Here is a 13,624-nt window from a genome sequence, read left to right as displayed (position 1 = left end):
GGGACCGAATTCGTACCGGTGGTGCGGGTGTCGTCCGACGCGTCGGTGGTGCGCCGGGTCCCGTCCCGGGGTGGTGCCCCCCGCAACCGCGGCCACCCTGGGAGCAATCAATCAATACGGAGAGTAATCATGCGCTCGCGTGGCCGATCGGTCAAGTTGGCTGCCCCCTCCCGGGGCCGTAGAGCGTGAGGACCACTCGAACGGCTGATCGAGGGTCCCCCGCCAGGCGTTACTCCGCGCTGGCTGCATCGCTGCCTTCTCCCATGGTGACAGTTCACTGCACCGGCGGCGGCCGGTTCAGGGTGATGTCGCCAGTGGCGGATCCCACGCGGTGTGACGCTCATGATGCCGGGATGCGTTGCGGGGGTTCCCGGCGGGGCTCGCTGGTAGCGTTTCGATCGACCGGATTTCCTTTAAGACCCGTCCGGTGAGGCGGGGAAGGAGCGACTCGTGGCGGACGACCGCCGCGGGGACCCGGCTGGCGCGAGCGCTCCCTCCAGGGAGCTGCTGAGCGCTGCCGATGTCACCCGCACGATCGCGCGTATCGCGCATCAGATCATCGAGAAGACCGCGGGTACCGAGGGCGTCGTGCTCATCGGCATCCCCACCCGCGGCACCGTGCTGGCCCGCCGGCTCGCCGACAAGATCGCCGAGTTCGAGGGCAGCGCCCCGCCCGTCGGCTCCGTCGACCCCACGCTCTATCGCGACGATCTGCGCAGGCGCCCGGCGCGTGCGCTGGAGGACACCGCCGTGCCCGACGGCGGCCTGGACGACGCCCTCGTGGTGCTCGTCGACGACGTGCTGATGTCCGGACGCACCGTGCGGGCGGCGCTCGACGCGCTGTCCGACCACGGCCGTCCGCGTGCGGTACAGCTCGCGGTGCTGGTCGACCGGGGTCACCGGGAACTACCGATCCGTGCCGACTATGTGGGGAAGAACGTGCCGACCGCTCGGGATGAGCAGATCCTTGTACTGCTGGACGAGGTCGACGGCAGCGACGGCGTCCGGCTGCGTCGCACGGAGCAGGACGTATGAAGCACCTGCTGTCCGTCACCGATCTGGACGCCGCCGCGGCCACCGGCCTGCTCGACACCGCCGACCGGCTCCGGCAGGCGTTGCTGGGCCGCGAGGTGCGCAAGCTGCCGACGCTGCGCGGGCGCACGGTGATCACGATGTTCTACGAGGACTCCACACGCACCCGCGTCTCGTTCGAGATCGCCGGGAAGTGGATGAGCGCCGACACCGTCAACGTGAGTGCCCGTGGCTCGTCGGTGTCGAAGGGGGAGTCGCTGCGCGACACCTCGCTCACCCTCTCGGCGATGGGCGCCGACTGCGTGATCGTCCGCCATCCCGCATCCGGTGCAGCCCACCGGCTCGCGAGCTGGATCGACCGCGACCGGGAGACCACGGGCACACACACCTCGGTGGTCAACGCCGGTGACGGCACGCACGAGCACCCCACGCAGGCGCTTCTGGACGCGGCCACGCTGCGGGACCGGCTCGGCGGGATCGCCGGGCGCCGGATCGGCATCGTCGGCGACGTGCTCCACAGCCGTGTCGCGCGGTCGAACGTGCAGTTGCTGGCCACGCTGGGCGCCGAGGTGGTGCTCGTGGCCCCGCCCATGCTGCTGCCCACCGGCGTCGGCGAATGGCCGTGCCGCGTCGGCACGGAGCTGGACGCGGAGCTCCCCGCGCTGGACGCGGTGATGATGCTGCGGGTGCAGGCCGAACGGATGCACGGCGCGTTCTTCCCGTCCGCCCGCGAGTACGCGATCGGCTACGGCCTCTCCGCGGAGCGCGCCGCGCTGCTGCCCGAGCACGCCGTGGTGCTGCACCCGGGCCCGATGGTGCGCGGGATGGAGATCGCGCCGAGCGTTGCCGACAGCCCCAGCGCGGCGATCCTCGCGCAGGTGGCCAACGGCGTGCACGTCCGGATGGCCGTGCTGTACCACCTCTTGGCCGGAGCCCCGGAATGACGGCCCGCGGACGGAAGGAACACGTGAGCGACCTGCTGATCACCGGAGCCCGGCCCTACGGCGAGGACGCCGTCGACCTGCTCGTGCGCGACGGTGTGGTCACGGAGATCGGCCGTGACCTCGACGCACCCGACGGCGTCGAGGTTCTCGACGCGGGCGGGAACGTCCTGCTCCCCGGGTTCGTCGACCTGCACACCCACCTGCGGGAACCCGGCGGTGAGGAGTCGGAGGACGTGGCCACCGGTTCGGCCGCCGCCGCACTCGGCGGCTACACCGCCGTCTTCGCGATGCCCAACACCGACCCGGTGGCCGACACGGCCGTGGTGGTCGAGCACGTGCGGCGCCGCGGCGAGGAGGTCGGTCTGGTCGACGTGCACCCGGTCGGCGCGGTCACGGTGGGGCTCGAGGGCGTCAAGATGGCCGAGCTCGGCACGATGGCCCGCTCGCGGGCCAGGGTGAGGATGTTCAGCGACGACGGCCGCTGCGTGCACGACCCGCTGATCATGCGCCGCGCGCTCGAGTACGCCTCCGCGCTCGACGTCGTCATCGCCCAGCATGCCGAGGACCACCGGCTCACGGGGGGCGCGCAAGCGCACGAGGGCGTGGTCGCATCCCGGCTCGGGCTGGCCGGCTGGCCCGCCACCGCCGAGGAGACGATCGTCGCGCGCGACTGTGCGCTGGCCCGCGAGGCGGGCGCCGCGCTGCACGTGTGCCACGTGTCGTCGGCGCGCACGATCGACGTGCTGCGGGCCGCGAAGGCGGCGGGTGTGCGGGTGAGCGCCGAGGTCACCCCGCACCATCTGCTGCTCACCGATGCCACGCTCAGCAGCTACGACCCCGTGAACAAGGTCAACCCGCCGCTGCGCACCGGCGCCGACACCAAGGCGATGCGCGAGGCGCTGGCCGATGGCGCCATCGACGTCGTCGCCACCGACCACGCCCCGCACGCGGCCCAGTACAAGGACACGGAGTGGGCGGCGGCCCGGCCGGGCATGCTCGGGCTGCAGACCGCGCTGTCGGTGGTGGTGCACACGATGCTCGAGCCCGGGTTGCTGGACTGGCGCGGTGTCGCCCGGGTCCTGTCGCAGCGACCCGCGGAGATCGCCGGGCTGCCCGACCAGGGCCGTCCGATCGCCGTGGGCGAGCCCGCGAACTTCGCGCTCGTCGATCCCGACGGAGTCTGGACGGTGCGCGGCGCGAAGCTCGCGAGCCGGGCGTCCAACACGCCGTACGAGGGCATGCGGTTACCGGCCACAGTGGCGGCCACCGTGCTGCGCGGCCGGATCACCACGAGGCAGGGGGAGGTGCAGGCATGACGGCGGTACTCGTGCTGGAGGACGGGCGGATCTTCCGCGGTGAGGCCTACGGGGCCAGCGGACAGGGGCTTGGCGAGGCCGTGTTCGCCACCGGGATGACCGGCTACCAGGAGACGCTGACCGACCCCTCTTACCACCGGCAGATCGTGGTGCAGACGGCTCCGCAGATCGGCAACACCGGCTGGAACGACGAGGACGACGAGTCGGCGCAGATCCAGGTGGCGGGCTATGTCGTGCGCGACCCGAGCCGCACGCCGTCGAGCTGGCGCTCCCGCCGGTCCCTCGGCGATGCGCTCGCGGAGCAGGGGATCGTCGGTGTGGCGGGCATCGACACCCGCGCGCTGGTCAGGCATCTGCGCGAGCGCGGGGCCATGCGCGCCGGGGTGTTCTCCGGCGATGCGCTGGCCCCTGCCGACGAGCTGGTCGGCCGCGTGCTCGCGAGCCCGCCGATGGTCGGCGCCGACCTCTACGGCGCCGTCACCACTCGGGAGCCCTATGTGGTGGCCCCGACCGGCCCGCCCCGCCTGCGGGTGGCCGCGCTCGACGTCGGGATCAAGTCCAACACGCCGCGGATGCTCACCGAGCGCGGCATCGAGGTGCACGTCCTGCCGGCGAACACGTCGATCGAAGCGATCGAGGCGCTGAACCCCGACGGGTTCTTCCTGTCCAACGGGCCGGGCGACCCCGCCACGGCGGACGGGCCGGTAGCACTCACCCAGCAGGTGCTGCAGCGCCGGATCCCGCTCTTCGGGATCTGCTTCGGCAACCAGATCCTCGCCCGCGCGCTCGGCCGCGGCACCTACAAGCTGCGCTACGGCCACCGCGGCATCAACATCCCGGTCGTCGAGCACGCCACCGGCCGCGTGGCGATCACCTCTCAGAACCACGGGTTCGCCGTGGAGGGCGAGGCGGGGGAGCGGTTCGACACCCCGTTCGGGCCTGCCGAGATCACCCACACCTGCCCGAACGACGGCTGCGTCGAGGGCCTGCGGGCTCTCGAGGTGCCCGCGTTCAGCGTGCAGTACCACCCGGAGGCCGCAGCCGGCCCGCACGACGCCGCCGACCTGTTCGACCGGTTCGTGGAGCTGATGGACGCGGGCGCGGCCTCCGGGCGCCACCGGCTGCGCACCGAGACGAGCCCTGCCGACCTTCCACAAGGGGACGACGCCTGATGCCCAAGCGCGACGACATCCGGCACGTGATGGTGATCGGCTCCGGGCCGATCGTCATCGGCCAGGCGTGCGAGTTCGACTACTCCGGCACACAGGCCTGCCGCGTGCTGCAGGCCGAGGGCGTCCGCGTCTCGCTCGTCAACTCCAACCCGGCCACGATCATGACCGACCCCGAGTTCGCCGACGCCACCTACATCGAGCCGATCACGCCGGAGTTCGTGGAGCAGGTCATCGCCGCCGAGCGCCCGGACGCGATCCTGGCCACGCTGGGCGGCCAGACCGCACTGAACACAGCGGTCGCACTCCACGAGCGCGGCGTGCTGGAGCGCTACGACGTCGAGCTGATCGGCGCCGACATCGACGCCATCCAGCGCGGCGAGGACCGGCTGAAGTTCAAGGAGATCGTGCAGTCGGTCGGGGGAGACGTCCCCCGCTCGTCGGTCTGCCACTCGATGGACGAGGTTCGGGCCGCGGCCGCGGAGCTGGGCCTCCCGGTCGTCATCCGGCCGTCGTTCACGATGGGCGGGCTCGGGTCCGGGATGGCGCACACCGCCGAGGACCTGGAGCGGCTCGCCGGCGCGGGGCTCGCGGCGTCTCCGGTGACGGAGGTGCTGATCGAGGAGTCGGTGCTCGGGTGGAAGGAGTACGAGCTCGAACTCATGCGCGACCACCACGACAACGTGGTCGTCGTCTGCTCGATCGAGAACATCGACCCGATGGGCGTGCACACCGGCGACTCGATCACCGTCGCGCCCGCCATGACCCTCACCGACCGTGAGTATCAGCACATGCGGGACGTGGGCATCGCCGTGCTGCGGGCGGTCGGAGTCGACACCGGTGGGTGCAACATCCAGTTCGCGGTCAACCCCGCCACCGGGCGCCTGGTCGTGATCGAGATGAATCCGCGTGTCTCGCGTTCGTCGGCGCTGGCGTCCAAGGCCACCGGTTTCCCGATCGCGAAGATCGCGGCGAAGCTCGCGATCGGCTACACCCTCGACGAGATCCGCAACGACATCACCGGCGAGACCCCCGCCGCGTTCGAGCCGACCCTCGACTACGTGGTGGTGAAGATCCCGCGGTTCGCGTTCGAGAAGTTCCCCGGCGCCGACCCCGAGCTCACCACCACCATGAAGAGCGTCGGCGAGGCGATGGCACTCGGTCGTTCGTTCCCCGAGGCGCTGGGCAAGGCGCTGCGCTCGATGGAGACGTCGGCCGCCGGGTTCTGGACCACGCCAGACCCGGACACCGAGCCTGACGTCCACACCGCGCTCGACGGGCGCATCTACGCCGTCGAGCGGGCCCTGCGCAGCGGGGCGAGCGTGGCCGAGGTGGCGGAGCACTCCGGCATTGATCCCTGGTTCGTCGACCAGATCGCCGCGCTCACCGAGCTACGCGGGGACATCATCGGCGCTCCCGTGCTCGACGAGCCGCTGCTGCGCCGGGCGAAGCGCGCCGGGATCTCGGACCGCCAGCTCGCCGCGCTGCGCCCCGAGTTCGCGGGGGAGGACGGGGTGCGCACGCTGCGCCACAGCCTCGGGATCCGTCCGGTCTACAAGACGGTGGACACCTGCGCGGCCGAGTTCGCCGCGCGCACCCCGTACCACTACAGCGCCTACGAGACCGACCCCGCCGCGGAGTCGGAGATCGCGCCTCAGACCGAGAAGCCGAAGGTGCTGATCCTCGGCTCCGGGCCGAACCGGATCGGCCAGGGCATCGAGTTCGACTACTCCTGCGTGCACGCGGTGATGGCCCTGCGGGAGGCCGGGTTCGAGACCGTGATGGTCAACTGCAACCCGGAGACCGTCTCCACCGACTACGACACGGCCGACCGGCTCTATTTCGAGCCGCTCACGTTCGAGGACGTGCTCGAGGTCGTCCACGCCGAGCAGAACAGCGGCACCGTGGCGGGCGTCCTGGTGCAGCTGGGCGGCCAGACGCCGCTCGGGCTCGCCCAGCGGCTCACGGCGGCGGGCGTGCCCGTCGTCGGCACGTCGGCCGCGGCCATCGACCTGGCGGAGGACCGCGGCGCGTTCGGCGAGGTCTTGCGCAACGCAGGCCTCCCGGCGCCCGCATTCGGCATGGCCACCTCCTTCGAGGAGGCGCGCGAGATCGCCGAGCGGATCGGCTACCCGGTGCTCGTCCGGCCCTCGTACGTGCTGGGCGGACGCGGGATGGAGATCGTCTACGACGACGAGACGCTCGCCGCGTACATCTCCCGGGCCACCGAGATCAGCCCCGAACGTCCGGTCCTCGTCGACCGTTTCCTCGACGACGCGGTCGAGATCGACGTCGACGCGCTGTGCGACGGCACCGAGGTCTTCCTCGGCGGCGTGATGGAGCACATCGAGGAGGCGGGCATCCATTCCGGCGACTCCTCCTGCGCCCTGCCGCCCATCACCCTGGGCCGCTCGGTGCTGGAGCAGGTGCGCCGCTCCACCGAGGCGATCGCGCACGGCGTGGGTGTACGCGGGCTGCTCAACGTCCAGTACGCGCTGCACGGCGAGACCTTGTACGTGCTGGAGGCCAACCCGCGCGCGTCGCGCACCGTGCCGTTCGTGTCCAAGGCGACGGCCGTGCCGCTGGCCAAGGCGGCGGCGCGGATCATGCTCGGCGCGTCGATCGCCCAGCTCCGCGAGGAGGGGCTGCTCCCCGCCGAGGGCGACGGCGGCGAGTTGCCGCCCGATGCCCCGATCGCCGTCAAGGAGGCGGTGCTCCCGTTCCACCGCTTCCGCACCCGCGACGGCGAGGGCGTCGACTCGCTGCTCGGCCCGGAGATGAAGTCGACCGGCGAGGTGATGGGCTTCGACGCCGCCTTCGGCCCGGCGTTCGCCAAGTCGCAGGCCGCGGCCTACGGTTCGTTGCCGACCTCCGGCCGGGTGTTCGTCTCGATCGCCGACCGGGACAAGCGCGCCATGGTGTTCCCGGCGTTGCGGCTCGCGGCCCTCGGGTTCGAGCTGCTGGCCACGGAAGGTACGGCCGACATCCTGCGCCGGAACGGGGTGGCCACCACCGTGGTGCGCAAGCACTTCGAGGGCGGGGAGACGATCATCGACATGGTCCTCGCCGGCGAGGTCGACATGATCATCAACACCCCGTACGGCAACTCCGGCCCGCGGGTGGACGGCTACGAGATCCGCGCGGCCGCCGTGTCGCGCGGCGTCCCGTGCATCACCACCGTGCAGGGTGCAGCGGCCGCGGTGCAGGGGATCGAGGCGATGATCGGCGGCACGATCGGCGTGCGGTCGCTGCAGGATGCACACGCGGCCCTGCGGAAGGCGCGCTCGTGACCGCCGACGTGCTCGTTCCCGCGGAGGCGGAGTCATGACCGTCCAGAACGGCGCCAGATTCGGCGAGCGGCTTGCCAAGGCCGTGTCCCGGTACGGCACGTTGTGCGTCGGGATCGACCCGCACCCGGGGCTCCTGGCCGAGTGGGGCCTCACCGACGACCCGGACGGGCTGGACCGGTTCGCGATGTCGTGCGTGGAGGCGCTCGCGGGGCACGTGGCCGTGGTCAAGCCCCAGTCGGCGTTCTTCGAGCGGCACGGTTCGGCCGGGATCGTGGTCCTGGAACGCGTGCTGATGGCGCTCGCGGAGAGTCCGACCCTCACGCTGCTCGATGCCAAACGCGGGGACATCGGCTCGACGATGGACGGGTACGCGGACGCTTACCTGGCCATCGGTGCCCCACTGGCCGCCGACGCCCTCACGCTCTCGCCCTACCTCGGTTTCGGCTCGCTCGCCCCGGCGCTCGACGCCGCTGTCAACGCTGGGCGGGGCGCGTTCGTGCTGGCCCGGACGTCCAACCCGGAGGGCGAGCAGGTGCAGCTCGCGGAACGGGCCGGTCGCAGCGTCGCGCAGGCCGTGGTGGACGCCGCAGGCGCCCGCAACGCCGAGGTCACGCCGCTCGGCGACGTCGGAGTGGTGATCGGCGCCACGAACGACCACGGCCTCGACCTGTCGCAGCTGAACGGCGCGGTGCTCGCACCCGGGCTCGGCGCGCAGGGGGCCGGTCCGGCGGACATCAGGGCCCGGTTCGCCGCCGTGAGCGGGATCGTGCTGCCCGCGGCGGCCCGATCGGTGTTGTCGGCAGGGCCGGACCCCCTCGACGTACGTGCGGCGGCTGAGCGGTTGCGCGACGATCTGACGTGAGCGAGTGGGTTCCGGACAAAACGGACGCGTTCCGTCGAGATCACTTCACAAGCCACGGGCGTTAGTTGCAGTTGACAGCATCTACGGTATTTCGACACCCGTCAGGGGGACGGTATCCACCGTGCGGTGAACGGGCGGGTCGTATACCCGTTCCCGCCCTTTCACGTGGTATCGGTGAGATGTGTGTCAGCCGAAAGAACCTCCAGGTGGCACCCCCCGTTTCCCCTTCCGTGGTAGGCGTGAGTACGTTCGGTGATAGCCGCGGCACGCCCGCGACGGTGGTGAGGATGCGCCCTGATTCCAGGCCGCACGAGGAAAGACGGAGGAGACCGTGGCCCTTCCCCAGCTGACCGAGGAACAGCGCGCAGCAGCCTTGGAGAAGGCGGCTGCGGCGCGCCGGGCCCGGGCCGAGCTGAAGGACCGGCTCAAGCGCGGGGGAACCACCCTTGGGGAGGTTCTCAAGCAGTCCGACACTGATGAGGTGCTGGGCAAGATGAAGGTCTCGGCGTTGCTCGAGGCCATGCCAGGCGTCGGCAAGGTCCGTGCCGCTCAGATCATGGAGCGGCTCGAGATTGCGCCGTCGCGTCGACTGCGGGGCCTCGGCGACCGGCAGCGTAAAGCGCTGCTGGCCGACTTCGAGTCCTGAGCGAGCTTGCGAGCTCAGGATCAGTAGCCGCACGGGCCCGCACGGGCGGAGGGGCCGGCTGGTAGTTCTGGCCGGTCCCTCCGGCGTCGGCAAGAGCAGCGTGGTCACGAGGCTGCGCGCGCAGCTACCCACGCTGTACTTCAGTGTTTCCGCCACCACCAGAGACCCACGCGCCGGTGAGATCGACGGCGTGCACTACCGCTTCGTCGGGCCGTCGGGCTTCGACGATCTGATCGAGCACGGAGAGCTGCTCGAATGGGCCGAGATCCACGGCGGCCTACAGCGCTCCGGTACCCCTCGCGAGCCCGTCGAGCAGGCGCTCGCCGCCGGACGCCCGGTGCTCGTCGAAGTCGACCTGCAAGGCGCACGGGCCATCAAGGCCGCCCTTCCGGAAGCCATCACGGTCTTCCTGGAGCCGCCCTCGTTCGAGGAATTGGCCCGGCGCCTGCGCGGGCGTGGCACCGAGTCGAAGCAGCAGTTCGAGCGTAGGCTCGAAACCGCGCGCGAGGAGATGGCCGCCCGCCGCGAGTTCGACGTGGTCGTGGTCAACGACGAGTTGAAGGACGTTGCGGCGCAGTTGGTAGAATTGTTGGTCGGCCCGTCTCATGTCGACCCGTCGCTCGCTCGACCCGTCCGTGACCCGGTCCCGACGCCCGACCACACCCAGGAGTCTTCTTCGTGAGCATGCCGCTGACCGCCGCAGTAGCCGGTGCCACCCCCGAGGGCATCACCAACCCGCCCATCGACGACCTGCTCGGCCAGGTCAGCTCGAAGTACGCGCTGGTGATCTACGCAGCCAAGCGCGCCCGTCAGATCAACGACTACTACTCGCAGCTGGGCGAGGGCCTGCTCGAGTACGTCGGTCCGCTCGTGGAGCCGGGCCCGCGCGAGAAGCCCCTCTCGATCGCCATGCGCGAGATCCAGGCCGGGCTGCTCGAGCACACCGAGGGCGAGCAGTAACCCTCGATCTCCTGTCGCGAGGTCGGACATGAACTCCCTGACTCCGCCCCGGGTACTGCTCGGGGTGGCCGGCGGTATCGCGGCCTACAAGAGCGCCGAACTGCTGCGCCGGCTCACCGAGACCGGCCATTCGGTGCGGGTGCTCCCCACCGCCTCGGCCCTGGAGTTCGTCGGCGCCGCCACGTTCGAGGCGCTCTCGGGGCAGCCGGTGCACACGGGCGTGTTCACCGACGTGCCATCGGTGCCGCACGTGAAGCTCGGCCAGGAGGCCGACCTCGTGGTGGTGGCTCCGGCCACGGCCGACCTCATGGCCCGTGCCGCCGCAGGCCGCGCTGACGACCTGCTCACGGCCTCGCTGCTCACTGCCCGGTGTCCGGTGTTGTTCGCCCCGGCCATGCACACCGAGATGTGGGAGCACCCGGCCACACGGGCCAACGTCGAGCTGCTGCGCTCCCGCGGCGTCGTTGTCCTGGAGCCCGCGTCGGGCCGCCTGACCGGGAAGGACTCCGGCGCGGGACGGCTGCCCGATCCTGCCGAGATCGCCGAGTTCGCCCGCCTGCTCCTCGAGCGTGGCGACGCGCTGCCCCGCGATCTGGTCGGGCGTCGCGTCGTCGTGTCCGCAGGGGGCACCCGCGAGGCGCTCGACCCCGTGCGCTTTCTCGGCAACCGATCCTCGGGCCGGCAGGGCTACGCGCTCGCCCGGGTGGCGGCGCAGCGCGGAGCGGCTGTCACGCTCGTCGCGGCACACACCGCGGATCTCGGCGATCCCGCAGGCGTCGATGTCGTCCGCGTCGGATCTGCGCTGGAGCTTCGCGACGCCATGCGCGCGGCGGCCAAGGGCGCCGACGCCGTGGTGATGAACGCGGCGGTGGCCGACTTCCGGCCAAGCGCCCTTGTGGGCCACAAGATCAAGAAGGACGGCAACGAGCCACCGCCCCTCGCGCTCACCCTCAACCCCGACATCCTCATCGAGCTCGTGGGCGCGCGCGAGCCCGGCCAGATCGTGGTCGGCTTCGCCGCCGAGACCGGGGACGCCACCGGGGACGCGTTGCACCACGGCCGGGCCAAGCTCGCCCGTAAGGGCTGTGACCTGCTCGTCGTCAACGCGGTGGGTGACGGCAAGGCCTTCGAGGTGGCCGAGAACTCCGGGTGGCTGCTGGGTGCCGACGGCAGCGAGAGCGAGCTGGCGACGGGCTCCAAGGCGCTGCTGGCCTCCCACCTCTGGGACGCAGTGGCTGCCCGTCTGTGACGACGGGCCGCGGCAGGCGTCAGCCGCGTATCTCGCTCCGCGGCTTCGGGGTCGGCGTGAGGGCGACGTTCTGGTCCGGGGTGTTCGGCACGGGACCGGAAACAGCGGTCTCGGCCGTGGAGACGTACTGCAGCGCGGCCCATCCCCCCAGGTCCGTCAGCTCGACGTACCCACCGCGCGTCGCGCCCAGCCGCGTCTCCGAGCGAGCCCGGCACAGCGCGACGACCGGCGCGGCGGCGTCCGGTTCGGCGCGCACGTTGAGGTTCTCGGCGCACCTGCCGGGCGGGGCCGCTGTGGCCGTTCCCGCGACCAGCCCCATGAGGCCGGCGGCCCCTATCGCCACCACGGCGCCGACCGCCGCCGTCCGGCGCCCAGGCCGGTACTCGAATGTGGCGGGGGCCTTGATCATCGCGTTCCTCCCCAAGGCGGGCATGCGCTGCGGCGGTCGTCCACCGCTCCCAACGACGAGTCGCGGAATCGATCCGGTCAGGGGATCGGATTCACCGGAAAGAGTGATCGCGACGAAATATCGGCGATGCGACCACCCGGTGTCGGAGGGCGAGTCGAGGGCCACACCTCGCAGGTCGCGCGCATCAGTCGACTAGGCTCGACGGTCGGAGATCACCTGAGCAGCGGTCGCGGAAGCGGCGATCGAGCGATAACGGACGGAGTACGGCGTGGCGAACGCAGGCCGGCGGTTGTTCACCAGCGAGTCGGTGACCGAGGGGCACCCGGACAAGATGTGCGACGCCATCAGTGACACGGTGCTCGACGCCCTCCTCGCTCAGGACCCCCGCAGCCGTGTGGCCGTGGAGACGCTCGTCACCACGGGCCAGGTGCACGTGGCCGGAGAGGTCACCACCAGCGCCTACGCCGACATCCCCACGCTGGTGCGGGAGAAGGTCCTCGAGATCGGCTACGACTCGTCGGCGAAGGGCTTCGACGGGGCGTCCTGCGGGGTGAACGTGGCGATCGGCGCGCAGTCGGCCGACATCGCCCAGGGCGTCGACACCGCCTACGAGAGCCGCGTCGAGGCGAGCGAGGACGAGATCGCCCGCCAGGGCGCAGGCGACCAGGGCCTCATGTTCGGCTACGCCAACACCGACACCCCCGAGCTGCTGCCGCTCCCGATCGCGCTCGCCCACCGGCTGGCCCGCCGGCTCACCGACGTCCGCAAGTCCGGCGTGCTGCCCTACCTGCGACCCGACGGCAAGACCCAGGTCACCATCGAGTACGACGGCGACAAGGCCGTCCGCCTCGACACGGTCGTGGTCTCGAGCCAGCACGCCGCCGACATCGACCTCGACGGCATGCTCGCCCCCGACATCCGCGAGTACGTCGTGGACCCGGAGATCCGGGAGCTCGGGCTCGACGTCGCCGACCTGCGCCTGCTGGTCAACCCGACCGGACGGTTCGTCGTCGGCGGCCCGATGGGTGACGCGGGCCTGACCGGCCGCAAGATCATCGTCGACACCTACGGCGGGTTCGCCCGCCACGGCGGCGGCGCGTTCTCCGGCAAGGACCCGTCGAAGGTCGACCGGTCCGCCGCGTACGCCATGCGCTGGGTCGCCAAGAACGCGGTGGCCGCGGGGCTCGCCGAGCGCATCGAGGTCCAGGTGGCCTATGCCATCGGCAAGGCCGCCCCCGTCGGTCTCTTCGTCGAGACCTTCGGCACCGAGCACGTCGACCCGCAGAAGATCCAGTCGGCGATCACCGAGGTGTTCGACCTGCGCCCGGCCGCGATCATCCGCGACCTCGACCTGCTGCGCCCGATCTACGCGCAGACGGCGGCGTACGGCCACTTCGGCCGCACCGACGTGGACCTGCCGTGGGAGAGCACCGCGCGCGCCGACGCGCTGAAGGCCGCGGCCGGCGCCTGACGCCGGGGCCGCAGCCGCTCATTTCGTACATCGCCGGTCCTGTGGACGGGCGGTCCGCCCGGGCCGCCCGTCCGCCGGGACTGTCGGACGCCGTCGTCACGATGGCGCCATGACCATGACACAGCGCCCCCGGGTGCGTGCTGCTCTTCACCCCGCCGGGCTCGTCGTCGCCGCGATGGCGGCCACGGGGGAGGAGGCGCCTGCCCGGCTTTCCGGGGGCGCGGGCACCGGCTCCGTTGCGCCCGGGGTTTCCGGTTCCGAACAGGTTGCCGGTGC

At 71.5% G+C, this 13,624-nt stretch carries 12 protein-coding genes; 11 read left to right on the top strand and 1 reads right to left on the bottom strand.

All coding sequences use genetic code 11. The features are described from left to right. Positions 1-450: 450 nt before the first annotated feature. The 10 genes from pyrR to coaBC all read left to right on the top strand — a co-directional run bounded on the left by pyrR (position 451) and on the right by coaBC (position 11,468). The gene (gene pyrR, locus MMF94_RS21645) at positions 451-1,035 is read left to right on the top strand and encodes a bifunctional pyr operon transcriptional regulator/uracil phosphoribosyltransferase PyrR (protein ID WP_277398792.1); all 585 of its coding nucleotides are present in this window, start codon (positions 451-453) and stop codon (positions 1,033-1,035) included. Beyond that, positions 1,032-1,976, top strand: coding sequence for an aspartate carbamoyltransferase catalytic subunit (locus tag MMF94_RS21640; RefSeq protein WP_241038954.1), 945 nt, complete (start codon positions 1,032-1,034; stop codon positions 1,974-1,976). Before pyrR ends, MMF94_RS21640 begins: the two co-directional genes overlap by 4 nt. A 23-nt stretch (positions 1,977-1,999) precedes the next feature. After that, positions 2,000-3,292 (top strand): dihydroorotase, encoded by a 1,293-nt coding sequence (locus tag MMF94_RS21635; protein WP_241038953.1) that lies wholly within the window; start codon positions 2,000-2,002, stop codon positions 3,290-3,292. Continuing rightward, on the top strand, positions 3,289-4,464 hold the full coding sequence (gene carA / locus MMF94_RS21630; protein WP_241038952.1) for a glutamine-hydrolyzing carbamoyl-phosphate synthase small subunit: 1,176 nt from the start codon (positions 3,289-3,291) through the stop codon (positions 4,462-4,464). Before MMF94_RS21635 ends, carA begins: the two co-directional genes overlap by 4 nt. Continuing rightward, entirely contained in the window at positions 4,464-7,751 is a 3,288-nt protein-coding gene (gene carB, locus MMF94_RS21625) for a carbamoyl-phosphate synthase large subunit (protein WP_241038951.1), read from the top strand. The genes carA and carB overlap by 1 nt, the downstream gene beginning before the upstream one ends. Before the next feature lie 34 nt (positions 7,752-7,785). After that, positions 7,786-8,613 (top strand): orotidine-5'-phosphate decarboxylase, encoded by an 828-nt coding sequence (pyrF, locus tag MMF94_RS21620; RefSeq protein ID WP_241038950.1) that lies wholly within the window; start codon positions 7,786-7,788, stop codon positions 8,611-8,613. Between the two features lie 331 nt (positions 8,614-8,944). Further along, positions 8,945-9,259: an integration host factor, actinobacterial type gene (gene mihF, locus MMF94_RS21615; protein WP_094928871.1), complete on the top strand. Its 315-nt coding sequence runs from the start codon at positions 8,945-8,947 to the stop codon at positions 9,257-9,259. Positions 9,260-9,278: 19 nt separating this feature from the next. After that, positions 9,279-9,941: a guanylate kinase gene (gene gmk / locus MMF94_RS21610; RefSeq protein WP_277398794.1), complete on the top strand. Its 663-nt coding sequence runs from the start codon at positions 9,279-9,281 to the stop codon at positions 9,939-9,941. Between the two features lie 2 nt (positions 9,942-9,943). Beyond that, entirely contained in the window at positions 9,944-10,219 is a 276-nt protein-coding gene (gene rpoZ, locus MMF94_RS21605; protein WP_241039136.1) for a DNA-directed RNA polymerase subunit omega, read from the top strand. Positions 10,220-10,247: 28 nt separating this feature from the next. Beyond that, positions 10,248-11,468 carry a bifunctional phosphopantothenoylcysteine decarboxylase/phosphopantothenate--cysteine ligase CoaBC gene (coaBC, locus tag MMF94_RS21600; protein WP_241038948.1) on the top strand — a complete coding sequence of 407 codons (1,221 nt, stop codon included), beginning with the start codon at positions 10,248-10,250 and terminating at the stop codon, positions 11,466-11,468. A 19-nt stretch (positions 11,469-11,487) separates the two neighbouring features. Here coaBC and MMF94_RS21595 read toward each other — a convergent pair whose 3' ends face one another. Next, a complete protein-coding gene (locus MMF94_RS21595) occupies positions 11,488-11,877 on the bottom strand; it encodes an SH3 domain-containing protein (protein WP_241038947.1) in 390 nt (129 codons plus the stop codon). Between the two features lie 268 nt (positions 11,878-12,145). Here MMF94_RS21595 and metK point away from each other — a divergent pair, with 268 nt between their 5' ends. After that, a complete protein-coding gene (metK, locus tag MMF94_RS21590; RefSeq protein WP_277398789.1) occupies positions 12,146-13,348 on the top strand; it encodes a methionine adenosyltransferase in 1,203 nt (400 codons plus the stop codon). The last annotated feature ends 276 nt before the right edge of the window (positions 13,349-13,624 follow it).

The sequence above is a fragment of the Pseudonocardia alaniniphila genome (genome assembly GCF_022524485.1).
GTDB classification, from domain to species: domain Bacteria; phylum Actinomycetota; class Actinomycetes; order Mycobacteriales; family Pseudonocardiaceae; genus Pseudonocardia; species Pseudonocardia alaniniphila.
This window is presented reverse-complemented; position numbering and strand designations above follow the sequence as displayed.